General features: G+C 51.4%; 14 protein-coding genes. All 14 read right to left on the reverse strand.

Annotated features, from left to right (window positions below):
- Positions 1-9: 9 nt before the first annotated feature.
- The 14 genes from QP938_09030 to QP938_09095 all read right to left on the reverse strand — a co-directional run bounded on the left by QP938_09030 (position 10) and on the right by QP938_09095 (position 15837).
- A complete protein-coding gene (locus QP938_09030; protein ID WIO73440.1) occupies positions 10-768 on the reverse strand; it encodes a FliH/SctL family protein in 759 nt (252 codons plus the stop codon).
- Between the two features lie 27 nt (positions 769-795).
- Positions 796-2472, reverse strand: a complete 1677-nt coding sequence (gene fliF / locus QP938_09035; protein ID WIO73441.1) for a flagellar basal-body MS-ring/collar protein FliF — start codon at positions 2470-2472, stop codon at positions 796-798.
- Between the two features lie 158 nt (positions 2473-2630).
- Positions 2631-2966 carry a flagellar hook-basal body complex protein FliE gene (fliE, locus tag QP938_09040; protein WIO73442.1) on the reverse strand — a complete coding sequence of 112 codons (336 nt, stop codon included), beginning with the start codon at positions 2964-2966 and terminating at the stop codon, positions 2631-2633.
- Between the two features lie 25 nt (positions 2967-2991).
- Positions 2992-4365 carry a sigma-54 dependent transcriptional regulator gene (locus QP938_09045; GenBank protein ID WIO73443.1) on the reverse strand — a complete coding sequence of 458 codons (1374 nt, stop codon included), beginning with the start codon at positions 4363-4365 and terminating at the stop codon, positions 2992-2994.
- A gap of 34 nt (positions 4366-4399) precedes the next feature.
- On the reverse strand, positions 4400-5671 hold the full coding sequence (locus QP938_09050; protein WIO73444.1) for an ATP-binding protein: 1272 nt from the start codon (positions 5669-5671) through the stop codon (positions 4400-4402).
- Positions 5672-5795: 124 nt separating this feature from the next.
- Positions 5796-7223, reverse strand: coding sequence for a sigma-54 dependent transcriptional regulator (locus tag QP938_09055; protein WIO73445.1), 1428 nt, complete (start codon positions 7221-7223; stop codon positions 5796-5798).
- A gap of 358 nt (positions 7224-7581) precedes the next feature.
- Positions 7582-8157 carry a PilZ domain-containing protein gene (locus QP938_09060; GenBank protein ID WIO73446.1) on the reverse strand — a complete coding sequence of 192 codons (576 nt, stop codon included), beginning with the start codon at positions 8155-8157 and terminating at the stop codon, positions 7582-7584.
- Positions 8158-8197: 40 nt separating this feature from the next.
- On the reverse strand, positions 8198-8524 hold the full coding sequence (locus QP938_09065; protein ID WIO73447.1) for a flagellar protein FliT: 327 nt from the start codon (positions 8522-8524) through the stop codon (positions 8198-8200).
- 34 nt (positions 8525-8558) lie between these two features.
- Positions 8559-8963 (reverse strand): flagellar export chaperone FliS, encoded by a 405-nt coding sequence (gene fliS, locus QP938_09070; GenBank protein ID WIO73448.1) that lies wholly within the window; start codon positions 8961-8963, stop codon positions 8559-8561.
- Positions 8964-8998: 35 nt separating this feature from the next.
- Positions 8999-11056 (reverse strand): flagellar filament capping protein FliD, encoded by a 2058-nt coding sequence (fliD, locus tag QP938_09075; GenBank protein WIO73449.1) that lies wholly within the window; start codon positions 11054-11056, stop codon positions 8999-9001.
- A gap of 203 nt (positions 11057-11259) precedes the next feature.
- On the reverse strand, positions 11260-11646 hold the full coding sequence (locus QP938_09080; protein ID WIO73450.1) for a flagellar protein FlaG: 387 nt from the start codon (positions 11644-11646) through the stop codon (positions 11260-11262).
- 229 nt (positions 11647-11875) lie between these two features.
- A complete protein-coding gene (locus QP938_09085; protein ID WIO73451.1) occupies positions 11876-12997 on the reverse strand; it encodes a flagellin in 1122 nt (373 codons plus the stop codon).
- A gap of 232 nt (positions 12998-13229) precedes the next feature.
- Entirely contained in the window at positions 13230-14396 is a 1167-nt protein-coding gene (locus QP938_09090) for a flagellin (protein WIO73452.1), read from the reverse strand.
- 205 nt (positions 14397-14601) lie between these two features.
- Positions 14602-15837: a flagellin gene (locus tag QP938_09095; protein ID WIO73453.1), complete on the reverse strand. Its 1236-nt coding sequence runs from the start codon at positions 15835-15837 to the stop codon at positions 14602-14604.
- Positions 15838-15956: the final 119 nt, after the last annotated feature.

Genomic DNA, 15956 nt, shown 5'->3' on the forward strand with positions numbered 1-15956 from the left:
GAAAATCATTCATTGGTGCTTATCGCTCTTTAGAAGAAGCAAGTTTTGCTCGCAGTTGTCGCACTCAAAAACGCTATCCAAAACCGGATCAATTTCGTCAGCAATATGTTCCGGGGTGCTATTCAGTAGATTACCCACAAGGTGATAAAGACGGCTGCGCATACTGAGATCAATGTGGGCATTATTAGCTTCTACTCGCACATCCCCCTCTCTCAGCTCCGGAGACTCAACTACTTGCCAGTGCTGCTCAGGATCGGGAGACGACAAAATATCAGCAACAAGCGCGGCATCGACCGGGTTGAGATAAATATGAACACGACGGGAAGTCGTGCGCAGTGCAGTTACAGCGGAAGCGACAATATTATTGAGAATATCCGGATTTACACTCAGCTCACGGCGAACCAATTGACCGGCCATTGCTCCAGCCAACAGAACCAGTTCTCGCTGAACCTCTTCATCCAGTTTTGCCAGTGGATTACTGAGCGACTCACACAATTTTTTAAATTGCTCGCCCTGCTTTTCCAGTTCTTCCCGGCCAGCGTTCATACCTTCCCAGCGCCCCATCTGATAGCCCTTGGCATGAGCCTGCTTTTCGATGGCTTCTCGCTCTTGCTGGGTGATGGGCGATGGCGCTTCAGGCTCAGGGGATGGTTCTGTACCTGACAGCCCATCTTTTGAAAGCAAGGTAGAACCCTGACTGCTATTTACTGAGGGTACATCCCACTTCTTGAATTCGGTTGTCTGATCGCCGGAAATTATTTTTGGCATCTGTCGTCTAGGGCCTGTTCACTCTAATTAACTATCCAGCCAGCCTTTAACTACCTGGGCCACTCGCTTGGGATCTTCTTTTACCACTGAGCGAGCCATGGTCAGCTGCTGTTCGTAATTGTTGCGATCCACCTGATTCGGCAATTGCAACTGCGGCGCACTCAGGCTTACCTGATCTTCGTCCATACTGCGATCCGGAAGTGCAGGTGCATCATCATTACCCGCGCCAGCAGCTGCCAGTGCCGGTTTCGAATTAGCAGGTTGTACCGTTGCCAGGCTGCGCAATACCGGTCTCAACACCCCAAAAATCAACACCAGAATGGCCAGGACTCCAGCCAACTGTTTGCCCCACCCCACGTAGCGCGGGTTATCGAGAATCTCTTCCACCGTTGTTTTTGGCGGGGTATTGTCGTCCAATTGAAATTCAATCTGATCCTGGCGGAATGGTGCATTGACCACATTAATACTGTCGCCACGCATCTCTGAAAAACCCACTGCATCGCGGACCAGCGCTTCGATTCGATTAATCTCCTGATCGCTCAAAGGTGTGCGCGTCAGTTTCCCATCGCTGCCCCGCTGGTCGATATAATCCACCACTACCGCAACTGACAGACGCTTGATCGCACCCGGTGCTTCTCGCACATGGCTGATTACTTTATTCAACTCATAATTACGAGTGGTGTTTGTAGTACTGCTGGCCTGCTGACTCTGCTCGGCGGCGCCTCCCTCTTCCGGTGGTGAAGCATCTGCGGTGGGTGGTGAATTCGACAGTGCACCGGCAATACCGCCACCACTATTGGAGCCTGAACTGGTCTCTTCCACCATCTGCTCACTACGAATACCGTTACGAATCGGCTGGAACTGTTCGCTGGTTTTTTCCGCGTGGGTAAAATCCATCTCCACACTAACCTGCGCACTGACACGGTCCGGGCCCACCATTGGAGTCAACAGCTCGACAATGCGCTGGCTGTAATTGCTTTCCACCTCGCGCATAAAACGGAACTGTTCGGAACTGGCAGCAAGATGAGAATCTTTTTTCGAACGGGTCAACAACCGACCCTGCTGATCCACCACAGAAACCATTTCCGCTGGCATATCGGGCACACTGGACGAGATCAAGTGAACAATACCGGCAACCTGGTCTTCAGTGAGTACTCGTCCGGGAAAGAGGTTAACCAGTACTGACGCACTGGCGGAATCGCCTCGACGGGCGAATACGGATCGCTTGGGAATGGCGAGGTGAACCCGCGCGGCCTGAACACTGGCCAACGTAGTGATCGACTGACTCAGTTCGCCTTCAAGGGCGCGGTTGTAGCGCGCCTTTTCCATAAAGCTGCTGGTACCAAATGGCTGCTCCTGATCGAGAAGCTCAAAACCACCCTCTTTCTCGGCACGAGGCACACCTTCACTTGCCAATTTCAAACGGGTTTCATGAACCTTCTCGGCGGGCACGGAAATAGTGCTGCCGTCGATCTCATATTCAGTGCCACTTTGCTGAAGAATCTGCACAACCTCGGCAGCATCCTGAGATGACAACCCTCCATACAATGGCACAAAACTGGGGCTTTGCGACCAGTTCACCACCCAAACCCCCAATGCCACACTGGCGGCCAGACCGGCCATTAAACCAAGTTGCCTGAGCATTGGCAGGCCGCTGAATGCTTCAAATTGCCGGGCCGCTTTTTCAGTATTTACGAGTGCCATTTCTGTTTTTACTTTTTAAAAATATTAATCAATCACAAACCGTTTGAGCGTTATGAGCGCCGTTGATGCAAGGCAAAAACTTTTGAAAAGCGGGAGTGTGCAATAGCACATGACTGCCTTGAAAAAGTTTTTAACGCCGCAGCAACAAGCGCAATAGCTCAAACCTGCATGTTCATCACTTCCTGATAGGCGGAGAGTAATTTATTGCGCACCTGCGTCATCGCCTGAAAGGAGAGACTGGCCTTTTGCACCGCAACCATTACTTCCGGCAACTCCGCACCGGGCTCACCAGCTTCAAACGCTTTTTTCAGTTGTGCCGCTTCGGCTTGGGTCTCGTTGACCGACTCAATTGACTCGGCCAGCATTTTCCCAAAGTCAGGTTTTTCTGCACCGGCTACTGCACCTGCAGCCTGCGATGATTCAACGCCGCCAGATGCCTGGGTGGCCATCACCCGCATCTGGGCCAGCATTTGATTGACGTCCATATTGCTCATAATTCAGTCACTCTCGAATTTCGAATCAGGCCGGAGCCAGACCCGGAATGGAAACGCCCTGCTCTCGCAGTTTGGCCAGTTTATAACGCAGTGTGCGCGGGCTGATGCCGAGGCGTGCAGCGGCCTCTTTGCGGCGACCGTTTTCCGCTTCCAACGCCTCGATAATCAGCGCTTGTTCGCGGTTTTTCATTTCGTTGCCCAGCTGGCTGCCGCTTTCTTGTTCGACCTGTGCAGCAGCTTGAACAGGGGCTGCCATTACCTGATTAACCGGTGCCGATTCAGCATGTTCAAAGTGCAAATCCTGCGGATGAATTACGTTGCCGACGCAGAGAATCAGTGCACGCTGTACCACGTTTTCCAGTTCGCGAACATTACCGGGCCAGGCGTATTGGGTCAGCTTCTGCTCGGCCTCGCGGCTGAACTGCATGCCAGAACCGGCCGGTGCGTAACGTTCGACAAAGCTGCGCGCGATTGGCGCAATATCAAACGGACGCTCGCGCAGCGGCGGCAGTTGCAAGGGAAAAACGTTGAGGCGATAAAACAGGTCTTCACGGAAGCGACCTTCGGCCACTTCGTCGCGCAGATTGCGGTTGGTGGTGGCCAGTACGCGCACATCCAGTTTTACCTGCTTCTGACTGCCCAGACGCTCCACTTCGCGCTCCTGTAAAACCCGCAGCAATTTTGCCTGCAGTGACAGATCCATTTCGGAAATTTCATCCAGCAGCAGTGTGCCGCCCTGGGCCTGTTCAAATTTACCGGCGCGGGATTGGTACGCTCCGGTAAATGCACCTTTTTCATAACCGAATAGTACCGACTCCAGCATGCTCTCCGGAATCGCCGCACAGTTAATGGCAATAAAAGGGTTTTCCTTACGCGGTGACTGGTTATGAATCAGACGGGCAAACACCTCTTTACCCGAACCGGATTCACCACTGATCATTACGGTGGCATCGGAATTGGCAACGCGACCTGCCAGTTCCACCAACTGCAAAGTGCGAGGATCTTCCGCTACCAGATCTCCTGCCGGCGTCGAATTATCGACGATAAAGCGACTGACCATTTCCACCAGCACTTCCGCTTCAAACGGTTTTACCAGATAGTCCGCCGCGCCATCACGCATTGCATCTACGGCACGCTCAATACTGCCGTATGCAGTCATCAATACTACCGGCAGTTCAGGCCAGCGGCCTTTAATCTGGCGCAGCAGAGTGTGACCATCCATTGCCGCCATCTGAACATCGCTGACCACCAATCCAACGCGTTCATTGCGCAGCAGTTCCATCGCCTGCTTGCCGTCACACGCGTGGATCACACTGAATCCGGCAAACTCAAGGGTGTCGCACAGCGCTTCGCGCAGGGTTGCGTCGTCCTCTACTACCAGTACTCGTGATTTTTTCATGGCTCAGCCTCTTAATTTTTTTATCCAAAAATTATTAATTTATGTCGTCAGTCAGTGCTTTTTTCTCAGTATTACCAACTCCCTGACTGACACTATTACTCTGCCGTGCCCACATCCCCGCACCAGGGTCGTCGGCCATTTTTTCGGCGTGCAGTGGCAAGCTGATGCGAAACTCTGCACCGCCCTCACCATCAATTGCCGGGGCGTCATTTACTTCGATGGTGCCGCCGTGAGCGCGAATGGTCATCGCGACCACCGCCAGCCCCAACCCTGTACCTTGCACGCGAGTGGTAAAAAACGGATCAAAAATTTTGCTGCGAATAGCACGATCGACACCGGGACCGTTATCGCGCAGACATATGGTCAACTGGTTTTCGTCGGTTTTGGCCAGCAGTTCCAGGCAGACGTCTTCGCCCACCACATCAATGGCGTTGTCTACCAGGTTGAGCAGTGCACTGTGCAGTGCTTCGCGATTGCCCTGCAATTCCACATCCGGTTGCGGAACGGTCAGGCACAGCTGGCCATTTACCGCAGCGAGTTGTTGCTCAGCGATATCCGCAACGGAATTAAGCAACTCACCAATCGACATTGCCTCGGCACCACAGGCACCGCCGCGCACAAAAGTGAGCATGCTGTTAACCAGCTGCTCCATATGGCGCAACCGTCCCATCACTTTGTCGCTGATTCGTTCACGATCTGCTGGCGGCAAATCCGCGCGGCTTATTTGCGGCATGTATAGAAGTGTGGAGCTGAGTGGGGTACGAATCTGGTGCGCCAGTCGCGCGGCCATTTCGCCCATCGCCGACAGGCGTTCTTCTCGATCCACCCGCGCTTTCAGTGCCACCATTTCGGTGATGTCGGTGAGCAGAATCACGCGCTCATTCACATCTGGCAATGAGCGCTGGGTAATACTCAGGTGGCGACCATCGCGCAATATCAACTCGTGTTCATCGCCTGGAATATCACTGGCGTTGCGGTCGACAATCTCTTTCCAGGGACGTCCAGCCAGTGGAAACCCAAGCATTTCCGCTGCTTCCGGATTCACTTCGCGAACATGATGGTTGGGATCGAGCACTACTACACCACCGGGTAGTGCGCCCATCAACAATGCCAAACGATTGGCCAGACGTTCTTTTTCCGCCAGCTCTTTAAGGCGAGCGCTGCGGGCTTCGGTAAGTTCATCGGTGAGTTGAGCGACACGCTCCTGCAGAGCGCGGTAACTGGTATCCAGCTCATGGGAAACCCGATTAAAAGCTGCAAAAGCTTCTTCGAGTTGCTGCGCTGTCAGTTTGGGTTGATCGCTCATGGTTCTGCTCATTTTGCGTTGGCCGATTGGCGGCCAACTTCACATCACAGAACAAGCAATTAGTGTGCCGAAAAATAAAAACCCATTAAAAACAGAATGTTAGGGATTAGGCAATGGCACCAAGTCAAAAACCTGACGCCATATCCTCTTGAGTAATATCGTACTTGCGGATCTTCTCCACCAGAGTGGTTCTTTGTAACCCCAATAATTTGGCTGCTCGGGCAACAACCCAGTCAGAGTCACGCAAAGCCTGGTTGATTAACTCGACTTCCATATTACTGAGATACTCTTTGAGATCCACACCGCTACGAGGCAGGCGAGCACCGCCACTGGGCAGGAACGGGTCATCATTGATACTGTTATTCGGGGTTTCGACTTCAGCAATTTTTGTTAAGTCGACATCGCGAAGATACTTTTCTGGCAAGTCCGTATGTTTTACGGTTTTACCCGGGTACAAAATAGCCATGCGCTCAATCAGGTTAGCTAATTCACGAACATTGCCAGGCCAATCGTACTGGGACAAAGCAGCCATAGCACACTGATTCAAGCCAACCGAGCCACGCCTCTCACCCTCCATACGAGCAACAAATTCCTGAATTAACAGCGGCACATCTTCCGGGCGCTGCTTAAGGCTTGGCATTTCGATGGGAAATACATTGAGGCGGTAAAACAAATCAACACGGAATTTTCCTTCCGCAACGTGCTCTTCAAGGTTTTGGTGAGTAGCTGCCAGAATTCGCACATTCGCTTTGATACTTTTGTTGCTGCCTACTCGTTCAAAAGTGCGCTCCTGAAGAACACGCAATAACTTTACCTGCATTGGCAGGGGCATATCGCCAATTTCGTCCAGGAACAGGGTGCCACCTTCAGCCATTTCGAAGCGCCCCTGGCGTGCACTGATTGCACCGGTAAACGCGCCCTTTTCATGGCCGAACAATTCTGACTCCAGCAGCTCTGCGGGGATTGCACCACAATTGACTGGTACGAACGGGCCGTTGCGACGACCAGAGTGGTAATGAATATTGCGCGCAACCACCTCTTTACCGGTTCCGGACTCGCCAAGTATCAACACATTCGCTTCAGTATTTGCCACCTGTCGAACCAGCTGGCGCACCTGCTGAATTTTATCGCTCGAGCCAACCAGGCTTCGAAAAAGATGCAAAGAAGTTTTTTCCTTGACGTGTTTCGGCATTGCCAACGCCATCTCTGCCTGATGCAGGGAATCAACAACCTGTTTGTATTGGAGAGGAAAAGTGAGGGTGCCTTTCATGTCATTGTTGAGAGGCTGAGTGACGGCTCCCTGGGCTGAATCCTTCAGCATAAAAATTGGGACACCTGGGTAAACACTTCGAAAGTCAGGAACAGAGGCCAGATCTTCCCCGAACATGACTGCCAACAAAGGTGTATCGGAGTCTAATTCGGAGTGCCAGCTATTGATGCTTTCACACTCAACAACAGGATACTCGAGAAATTCGAGGACTGTTTTGAGGGCACGACTTCGCTCACTCACAGGCTCTATCAAAAGCACCTGAGCTTTTTGTTGTACTGACATTGTTGTTAACCCTTGGTGTGGAGCTCCATTTAAAGGGCTCCAAATTTATTCTCTGGTACCAAAGCAATCAAACATTGCCACAAATGGCATTGTTCATTGAATTTGGTCCAAATTTTTTTGTTTTACTTCATACAGCCTGAAATTACAGTCTGTTGCACCTTACTTAGGACTTCCGTGTAACTCTTACTTAAGAGGTAAAGCTGGCGGGTAACTAGCCATTAATTTCCATGCAGGCATTGTAGGGGGGAACTGTTACACGTCAATAATTCGACGTAGTTCACAGAAAAATAGTGACGGATGTTCTACTTGCGGGGACTTGTGCCAATAAAACGTTATGTCAGACTGTGGATAACTTCAGTTATCCCCTGCCAGCGTGCTGAGCCACGTATCGCCTGTGTTGACGGAACAAAAAGCGGTCCAGGAAGTTCTCAACTCCCACCCCCACCTCATGGAATGAAACAATCACTTTAGGTTCACTTTTCTCCTCAATATGAAACACTGTTCCATAAAACTGCAGGGGTGTTGGAATGGATGGATACAAATAGATAGACACCAGTAGCCGCTCATCAGCCTGTGGCAACCGCCCATCCGACCACTCTACCCCTCGACTGCTGAGGCGTACCGGGACTGCTGCGGGTAAGGATAATTTTTGGCCAAGAAGTTGGCCGGTGAGCTCTATCAACAGATTTACTTTTAACTCCAGCCGCATCACTTCACCGGCCAGTTCACTGTGATCTTCAGACAGATCCATCGAGTGATCATCAATTGCTGCTGCGGCCCTCAGCAACCGCTCATTCCGCTCAGCAAGCACGGTACACTGAACCGCATCGGGAAACTGATCCACTACCTGCCAATCCACCACCAGTGGTGCGCTATAAACCGTGGCATCGCCAAACAACTTGTCGAGCATGGCATTATATTCAACGGTATTCATTTCTCAGCTCCCAAACAGAATTCCATAAAAAGTATAATGCCTAACCGGCACTGGCGTAGGCATGCACCGCCGAGCGCCCTTTCTGCAGATTGCGAAATTGACGAGCACTCTCTTCGCGAGCAGTTTGCAACACGGTTGTCAGTCGCTCATTCAATGCCATTAACTGCTCAATATGGGCTCGCACTCGCGGGGCCTCAGTTGCCGAAACCGGTAAGTCAAAGCAGGCCAGCATATCGGGACGGCGGCGCTGTTCCAGACTGACAAATTCATCCCACTGGCCGCGATCGGCGCTATCGAGCATCTCCTGGGAAAGGGCAATCACCTGCTCAAGACGACGCTCGCGAGATTCGATCTGTTCTCTGTTCATTAATTCTTTTCCAGCTCGATTGGGTCTGTTAAAACTATTTGCCACCTTTGTGTCGCATCTCTTCAGGGATCTCATCCCAGCCCGATTTCACTTCGCGAATCAGCCCTGCCACTTCATCAAGAATTTCCTGGCTGCTGTTCAGGTTTGCTTTCATCAGTCGACTTTCGATGTAGTCGTACAAGCTGTGCAGGTTCTGGGTCACTTCGCCACCCACTTCGTGATCAAGACTGGCGCGCAGGCTGTCAACAATGGCAATGGCCTTGCTGATTTTTTCACCTTTTAACGACACTTCGTTGCGGTCGATATGGCCTTTTGCTTCGGCTATGCGCTGTAAAGCGCCGTTGAACAACATGGCCACCAACTGATGAGGAGACGCATCCATAACCGCACTTTGATTGCCTACATTTCGATACTGCTGAAGAGCACTGTTTGCATTCATTTTTCTCTGTTCCTGTTATTTATTCTGGTGTGTCGTTAACCATCACTGCTGCCGGAATATGCGCCCGGCAATGCGGCAAGTTGCTGGGTTAAAAACTGTTGGGTGCTGGTCGCTTGTGAAATAAGTAAATCCAGCTGGGTAAACTGTTTGCGATAACGCGCCTCGACCTCTTCCATACGTCGGTCGAGTCGTGCCTTGTCATTGGTAATGCTTTCCAGACGCTGATTAATACTTTCGGTGCGAGAGTCCAGCGGGCCATCGGCGTCAAGAATTTGCCCAACCAGGGTGTGCAGCTGATCGGCTATACCGCGCGTGAAAGAAACATTGCCCCGGCTTCCCAGTGCGCCACCAAGTACTTCTATCTGTAAACCTTCAGCATCGGTATCGTCAGCACCAGTGAGCAACTGCCCCACCCCTTTCGCAGCTACACCATTAATTGTGCCTTCGACGTTAACGCCATTAACTCCCTCGCCCACGGAAAAACCCAGCGTGGCGGCGGTATTGGTGTCGACTGTGACAAACTCCACCTTGGAACTGGAGCCGTATTGGTCGGATTGAATATCAAAACGATTGTTGACGGAGTCGTAGGTAACTGTGACAGCAGTACCCACTTGAGCAAGTGCGCTGGCACCATTAATTTTCGACTGCAACTCTGCAGCTAACTCTTCACCGGAACTATAGGTGCCCTGTGTCAGGGAAATCCCTTCCGCCAACAAACCGTCGATGCGAATATCAAAAGTGTCGTTATCAGCGTCGATTACCAGCGAGCTGCCACCAGCAAAGTCGGGCAATACACCAGTGCCACTGTAAGTGCCGCGCGTTGCCAACTGGGTTATCTCAACGTCGTAATCACCAACAGCTGTCTCATCCCCGGAACCGACAAATTTAAGCAGCGTATCGCTGGGCTTGCCAACTGCGGCAAACATACCGGCGATATCGTCAAAGTGTTCACCCACCACTTCTACCAACCTGGCATTATCAAATTCCAGTTTTCCGTCACTTTTGGTTTTGATGCCAAAATCGGCAAGTGTCGAGAATTCATCACTGATGCCAGTAACGGCACTGGTTAGCATCTGCTGCAGCTGGCTGGTGATGGTGCGCTGGGTAGCATCCCCCTGCAGAATGCCACCAAAACCATCTTCTTTATTAAAGTTGGCGTGCTGAATCACCACGTCCATAAATTTATTGTAACCTTCAACCAACCCGACAATGGCGGTACGCACGGCCACTTCGTCGTTGGCCACTTCCAGTGCAACCGGGCTGCCGCTGGTAGTTTTCTTGAGATCCAGGGTAACGCCCTGAATTGCCCCTTCCACTTCATTACTGGGACTACTTACTGCCAGGCCATTAATGGTTAACAGAGCATCCTGACCGGCGACGGTCTGGCTCATGTTGGTTGCATTCTGGTTAAACGCCAGCTGTGATAAACCGCTGTTATCAGTGTCACCACCTTCCAGGTCACTGACCGATATTTCCATGCTGTTGGCAGCACCGCTGTCTTCACTGCTGAACAGCAGGCGGTAGCCGGTACCGTCATTAACGATACTGGCTCGCACACCGATGTCGGCATTATTTACTGTGTCGCGAATACCTTCGAGGGTGTTATTGGTAGCGTCGATGGTGATGGTGGCCGAGGATTTTTTGGCGTTAACGCTAAAACTATTGTAAGTATCAGTGCCGGAGTTGTAGTCGGTAGTACCAAAACGGAAGGTAATCTCACCCAATCCGACGGTATCCAATGTGGAGTCAAATGAACCGGAAGCCAGCGACTGTGGCTTGGCCAGTTGGCTCACTTCCATATCGTAAGCACCCACTGCCGCCCCGGCGCTGGCAGTAAGAGTGGCCACCGTTTCATCGCTGGTGGTGGCTTTCATCTTTTGATAAGTGGTGGGCGAAGTCAGCTTTGACAGTGAGCTTTGAAAGGTGGACAGTGCACTTTTCATTGCACCAAAGGCGGTAAGCTGGGCATTGGCCACCAGCTCTTTGCGGTCAAGACGCAGGTCGGCAGCAGAACGCTCGGCCGCCACCAACTGGGTCACCAGTCCGTTAACGTCGAGTCCCGATCCTAATCCACTAGCGGTAATCGCTGCCATATTTGCCTCTGTTTTGCATTCTGTTGTGTGTCACTTCCGGTATCAAAAATAAAGAAATGACGCTATTCGAATCGCTGTTGCAGCATCTGCTGACCGAAAATATTCGGCTCTAAAAATTCAAATAGTAATAGGGGTTTTTAACCCTGACAGACACTAAGCAAAGGCGATGCCAAGTTTTGAAAAGTTGTAAAAATATCTGAAAATCAGGCTTCGCTTTGCAGCAATAAACCACGCGCCGAGTCCGGGGTAATCCGTTTGACGATTCTGGACATTTCCAAAACCTCCTCGGAAGGCACCTGGCGCACGACTTCTTGTGTGATTCGGTCTGTTACCGTCATCACCGTACGGCCACTTTCCTGATCCACTGAAAACTCCAGATCGCGACTCACATTTTGAACAAAATTAGCAATACGATGGACTGCATCATCCACCTGCTCTTCCGTTGGCGGTTCTTTTGCCTGTTCTGACGGCAACGATTTGCCGCTGTCAGTGGCAACTTGCCGCTCGGTACGAACATTTACAGCGGCAGTATTACTTACCGCCGACACCAATGCCGGGTCCATGGAACTGAGTTTGGTGATATCCGTCATCTTGTTTACCTTTCAGCGATAGCCTGTTGAATATAGGTTGCGATAAATGGCTTACTTTTTTACCAGTTAACACAATTACCGTTTTCAGCTACTGCTCAGAAATCACGGTGTTGGGGAACTCCAAGCGCCCAAAAATCCTTAGGCTATCCAGAGGTTCCTAAAACCAAAGCGGGAGCAGCCATCGCTGGCCGCCCCCTCGACTTAAATAAAGTCTGTACCAGAGTGCGGCTTAACGCAGCAGACCCAGTACGTTTTGCGGCAGCTGGTTCGCCTGACCCAGCATCGCAGTACCGGCTTGCTGAAGCACCTGTGCGCGAGACAGTGCAGCAGATTCGGCAGCGAAGTCAGTATCCTGAATCCGCGAACGCGCAGCAGACAGGTTTTCAGAGGTGGTCTGGTTGTTGGCGATTACCGAGTCAAAGCGACTCTGTACCGCACCCAACTCGGCGCGCGCGGTGTTCACAGACTTCAGCGCTTCATCCATTTGCACGATGGCTACATCAGCACCGGCAGCAGTAGTGATGTCCAGATCGTCAAAGCCATTGGCAGCAACAGTGGAGCTCGCCAGACCAGCCAGGTCAGTCGCACCGGTACCGTTCAGGGCAACAGTGATGTCGCTGGTGCTGGTCAGGGTCAGGTCAGCGCCATCAGTAGTGGCGTAAACACCGGTCTGATCGGAAACCGCGTTGATGGCATCAGCGTAGTTGCTGGCCTGTTCGGTAGCGTTGGCACCGGCAGCAACCGCACCAACGTTTACGGTGTTGATAGTTACGTTGTTAGTACCATCACCGGTTACACCGTTGGTGGCTGCGGTAGTGGTGGTAGATACAGCGGTGTTACCCAGTGCAGCAACGTTGGCATCGGTGATGGAAGACACAGAAATGGTGTCACCCACGTTGGCACCTACCTGGAAATCCTGGTTGGCAAAAGTACCATCCAGCAGTTTTACACCGTTAAAAGAAGTGGTATTGGCAATACGGTCAACTTCGCTTTTCAGTGCTTGCGCTTCAGTGTTCAGGGCGGCGCGGTCGGTGGCGCTGTTGGTGGCGTTGCGAGACTGTACAGCCAGCTCACGAATACGCTGCAGGTTATTACCGATTTCACCCAGTGCACCTTCAGCGGTTTGCGCCAGGGAAATACCGTCGTTGGCGTTACGAGTCGCCTGGTTCAGACCGCGAACCTGGGAAGTCATACGCTCGGAGATCGCCAGACCCGCGGCATCGTCTTTTGCAGAGTTAATACGCAAACCGGAAGACAGACGCTCCAGAGAAGTCATTTGAGAAGACTGTGAGCTGTTCAGGTGACGCTGGGTATTCAGCGACGCGATATTAGTGTTAATTACCTGTGGCATGATTTTTCCTCTATTCTCCCCGCTGTTCCCAATCGGGGAGTTGCGGTCAATTATTTTTCACCTCGGGAAGTTAACTACTGCCTTCCTTCAATATTATTAGCGACCTTTTTTTTGCGGCCTTTAGTCTTTTTTTAAATAATTTGTCAACTTTTTCACATTTTTTAATGCATAAAAAAGGCGACCGGATCGGTCGCCTTTTTGTTGCTGTTTTTTACAACTTAGAGTTGTGAAATTAACGCAACAGTCCGAGTACGTTTTGCGGCAGCTGGTTTGCCTGACCCAGCATCGCAGTACCGGCTTGTTGCAGAACCTGTGCACGGGAAAGTGATGCAGATTCAGCAGCAAAGTCTGTGTCCTGAATACGTGAACGGGCAGCAGCCAGGTTTTCAGACGTGGTCTGGTTGTTGGCAATTACCGAGTCAAAACGACTCTGTACCGCACCCAGCTCGGCACGAGCGGTGTTTACAGACTTCAACGCCGCATCCATTTGCAGGATAGCCTCGTCAGCGCCGGTAGCAGTGGTGATATCCAGAGCACTGAAACCGGTGCGAGTTTGAGTATCAGCAGTAGTTGCAGTGATATCTGCGGCAAGCACATCAGTAGTCGGAGCAGGGCTGGTGGTTTCGGTCAAGGTGAACGCTTCGCCGGAAACACTGGTCACCGTCAGTGCGTCGGTGGCCGTATCGTAAGCAGCAGTAATACCGGTATTACTGGTTTCCGCATTGATGGCCGCCACAAGAGCTGCACCTGCCTCATCCGCATCGGCTGAAGCATCGTTAGTGATAGAGATAGACGTTGTAGAACCTGCAACCGTCAGATCAAAAGTGTGGGTTGCACTGTTATCACCAGCAGTAACGGTACCGGTTTGCTCAACAACAGTGTAGGAACCCAGCTGATCAGCGTTGGCATCAGCAATACCACTTACGGAAATAGTGTCACCTACGTTGGCACCCACCTGGAAATCCTGGTTGGCGAAAGAGCCGTCCAAAAGTTTTACACCGTTAAAAGATGTGGTGTTGGCGATGCGGTCAACTTCGCTTTTCAGTGCTTGCGCTTCGGTGTTTAGAGCGGCACGGTCGGTTGCACTGTTGGTGGCGTTGCGAGACTGTACTGCCAGCTCACGAATACGCTGCAGGTTGTTACCGATCTCACCCAGTGCACCCTCAGCGGTTTGCGCCAGAGAAATACCGTCGTTGGCGTTACGAGTCGCCTGGTTCAGACCGCGAACCTGGGAAGTCATACGCTCAGAGATCGCCAGACCAGCAGCGTCGTCTTTTGCAGAGTTAATACGCAGACCGGAAGACAGACGCTCCAGAGAAGTCATTTGAGAAGACTGTGAGCTGTTCAGGTGACGCTGGGTATTCAGCGACGCGATGTTAGTGTTAATTACCTGTGGCATGATCTTTTCCTCTACTCTCCCCGCTTTTCCCGGTGGGGAGTTGCGGTTATATTTTTTCGCTTGTGGAAGTGACTACTGCCTTCCGTCCACTTTATTAGCGACGTCTATTCTCAAGTCTTTAGGAAAAATTTAAATTTTCTGCATTTATTTTTCGATACAAAAAAGGCGACCATATAGGTCGCCTGATTTAGCTAAACTACAAATCTTAACGAAGCAGCCCCAGCACGTTTTGCGGCAACTGATTCGCCTGACCCAACATCGCTGTGCCAGCTTGCTGTAACACCTGAGCGCGAGACAGCGCGGCAGATTCAGCGGCAAAGTCGGTGTCCTGAATCCGTGAACGGGCAGCGGACAGGTTTTCCGATGTTGTTTGGTTATTGGCAATTACCGAGTCAAATCGACTCTGCACCGCACCCAGTTCAGCGCGAGCGGTATTAACCGCCTCCAGCGCCGAATCCATGCTGGTAATCGCCGCATCCGCACCACTGGCCGTACTAATATCCAGCGAAGAGAAACCGTTGGTGGTGGCATTCAACGCCACACCGTTGGTGCCGGTAGTATAGGTGCCTATTGTCAGGCCGGTCATATTTTGAAGCTCTTGAGAGGTCAGCGGAAAATTGGATGAAATGACAATATCGCTGCCATCGGCAGAGGTAAGCTCCACACCATTGCCACTAACACTCAATTGTGCTGTCACCCCAGTAGTACCACTGTAGCCATTAATCGCCGTTACCAATTTACTGGCACGTGCTGCCGCCGAGGCCTCGATAGCAAAACCACCAGCATCTGGCCCATTGATATCGACACCATTGATGGTCAAATCATTGGCAACCATGGCAACATCATAACCACCACCACCGACGGAGCTTGCATCATCCGGAATATCTCCCCCGGTGTACCGCACGCCAGTGGTTGTCCCGGTCTGGGTACCCAGCGCATCCACATTCGCATCCACAATTCCCGATACAGAAATAGTGTCACCAACGTTTGCACCCACCTGAAAATCCTGATTGGAAAAAGACCCATCCAATAATTTCACACCGTTAAATGAGGTGGTATTGGCGATGCGATCAACTTCACTTTTTAACGCCTGAGCTTCTGTATTCAAAGCGGCGCGGTCGGTGGCACTGTTGGTGGCGTTGCGAGACTGAACCGCCAGCTCGCGAATACGCTGCAGGTTGTTACCGATTTCACCCAATGCACCTTCAGCAGTTTGCGCCAGAGAAATACCGTCGTTGGCGTTACGGGTTGCCTGATTCAAACCGCGAACCTGTGAAGTCATCCTCTCGGAAATTGCCAATCCGGCAGCATCGTCTTTTGCCGAGTTAATGCGCAAACCGGAAGACAGTCGCTCCAGCGAAGTCATTTGTGACGACTGGGAACTGTTTAAATGCCGCTGCGTGTTCAACGAAGCGATATTGGTATTGATAACCTGAGGCACAGTTATATTCCTTTTGTTAGAAAAGCACCCGAACAGGAGTAACGCTTTTATCTCTCAATAGTTAGCGGCAAAACACTACTTTTCTTTATAGAGAATTTTTAAATACACACTTATTTATT

This window comes from Porticoccaceae bacterium LTM1 (assembly GCA_030252795.1).
Lineage (GTDB): Bacteria > Pseudomonadota > Gammaproteobacteria > Pseudomonadales > Porticoccaceae > SCSIO-12696.

Excerpts from the sequence above, each read along its gene's own strand:
- QP938_09030 (WIO73440.1), bottom strand. The coding sequence starts at position 768 with ATGCCAAAAATAATTTCCGGCGATCAGACAACCGAATTCAAGAAGTGG.
- fliF (WIO73441.1), bottom strand. The coding sequence starts at position 2,472 with ATGGCACTCGTAAATACTGAAAAAGCGGCCCGGCAATTTGAAGCATTC.
- fliE (WIO73442.1), bottom strand. The coding sequence starts at position 2,966 with ATGAGCAATATGGACGTCAATCAAATGCTGGCCCAGATGCGGGTGATG.
- QP938_09045 (WIO73443.1), bottom strand. The coding sequence starts at position 4,365 with ATGAAAAAATCACGAGTACTGGTAGTAGAGGACGACGCAACCCTGCGC.
- QP938_09050 (WIO73444.1), bottom strand. The coding sequence starts at position 5,671 with ATGAGCGATCAACCCAAACTGACAGCGCAGCAACTCGAAGAAGCTTTT.
- QP938_09055 (WIO73445.1), bottom strand. The coding sequence starts at position 7,223 with ATGTCAGTACAACAAAAAGCTCAGGTGCTTTTGATAGAGCCTGTGAGT.
- QP938_09060 (WIO73446.1), bottom strand. The coding sequence starts at position 8,157 with ATGAATACCGTTGAATATAATGCCATGCTCGACAAGTTGTTTGGCGAT.
- QP938_09065 (WIO73447.1), bottom strand. The coding sequence starts at position 8,524 with ATGAACAGAGAACAGATCGAATCTCGCGAGCGTCGTCTTGAGCAGGTG.
- fliS (WIO73448.1), bottom strand. The coding sequence starts at position 8,963 with ATGAATGCAAACAGTGCTCTTCAGCAGTATCGAAATGTAGGCAATCAA.
- fliD (WIO73449.1), bottom strand. The coding sequence starts at position 11,056 with ATGGCAGCGATTACCGCTAGTGGATTAGGATCGGGACTCGACGTTAAC.
- QP938_09080 (WIO73450.1), bottom strand. The coding sequence starts at position 11,646 with ATGACGGATATCACCAAACTCAGTTCCATGGACCCGGCATTGGTGTCG.
- QP938_09085 (WIO73451.1), bottom strand. The coding sequence starts at position 12,997 with ATGCCACAGGTAATTAACACTAATATCGCGTCGCTGAATACCCAGCGT.
- QP938_09090 (WIO73452.1), bottom strand. The coding sequence starts at position 14,396 with ATGCCACAGGTAATTAACACTAACATCGCGTCGCTGAATACCCAGCGT.